Annotated in this window: 2 pseudogenes; one reads left to right on the forward strand and one right to left on the reverse strand. The window is 55.4% G+C overall.

Going from position 1 to position 1268, the window contains the following annotated elements:
• Window positions 1-303 (reverse strand): annotated as a pseudogene (locus tag EAH78_RS32045) (hypothetical protein); the annotation flags it as partial.
• Window positions 304-695: 392 nt separating this feature from the next.
• Between EAH78_RS32045 and EAH78_RS32050 the strand changes: the two are divergent.
• Window positions 696-1268: pseudogene (locus EAH78_RS32050) on the forward strand (peptidyl-prolyl cis-trans isomerase); the annotation flags it as partial.

Raw genomic sequence — 1268 nt, forward strand, 5'->3', positions numbered from 1 at the left:
GCGTTGTGCCTGGTCCTCGAACAGCTCATGGATCAGTGCCTCTTGCGGGAAGTCGGCCTGAGTGGCGTTGAAATCCACCAGCAGTTGCTGGCGTTCGGCGTCCGGCAGAATCGGTACCGTCAGGATGGGCCTTTGTGGATCGCTGACCACGGCATCAAGCAGGCCGTGCAGGGCGGTGACCAGGTAATGGGTCAGCCGTACGGGATCGATTCCGTGAAGGGTCTGGGCGGTCAGTGTGAAGCCCTCCCCCTGGTCGTCCACCGAGAGGGTGATGGGGTAGTTGGTACGCTCCTCGGCGAACACCAGGCGATGCCCTCCCAGGCGTGGTCAACTTCACTGGCAAGTTGAGGGTATGTTCCTGCGCACAGGGCTTCCAGTTGCAGGCGGTAGGCGTTCGTACCGGGATAACGGCATTAAGAGGTTCGCTTTCGAATCAGTAACGGCCAGTGCATCTGATTTACCCATATCTAAAGTTTGGGAATGTAAGACGCGATTAATGACGATAGCGCTAGAACGGGTACCGAGCTGAGAATTCGGACATCCCCGCTACGCCTGACGTCTTTTTCGGACTGTATTAGCCGACTTCTTCGATCGGCACCGTTTTACTGTGATGAGATGCAGTGGCAGATTTTGAGTTACGAGCAATACTCCAGTTCGCATCGAATCTGTTCGATTTAAGCGTGGGGCAAAAAGTCATGACCTTAACGGTTACTGAAACGACATCCAGATTCTCTTTAATTAAACGCTGCCTTCGAGAACCACTACTGCACTTCCTGATTGCTGGCTTTGGACTGTTTGTCCTCTACGGTGGCTTGCACAGCTCAGCGATCAATCAGGACCCTCAACGTATCGAAATAACCCCGGACGATATTCAGCGGATCGAAATCTCCTGGCTGGCGCGCTGGCAACGCCCGCCGACCGATCAACAGCTTCAAGGGATGCTCGATGATTATGTGAAGGAGGAGATCCTCTATCGCGAAGCATTGAAGCTCGGGCTCGAAAAAGACGACACCATCATTCGCCGGCGACTGGCGCAAAAGATGGACTTTCTCGCAGAGGACGTAGCGTCACTTCGTGAACCCGCCCCCGGCGTCCTTGAGGCCTGGTACAACCAGCATCAAGACCAATATGCCCCGCCGCCGCTGGCGACCTTCCATCACTTATTCTTCGCCTCGGACAAACGCGGTATTGACGCGCAAGCGCAGGCTCAAGCCGCGCTCGCCACACTGACGGATAAAAACAGCGGCCAAGGTGATGCCTTCCTGTTT

Source organism: Pseudomonas arsenicoxydans (assembly GCF_006438915.1).
Classification (GTDB): domain Bacteria; phylum Pseudomonadota; class Gammaproteobacteria; order Pseudomonadales; family Pseudomonadaceae; genus Aquipseudomonas; species Aquipseudomonas arsenicoxydans_A.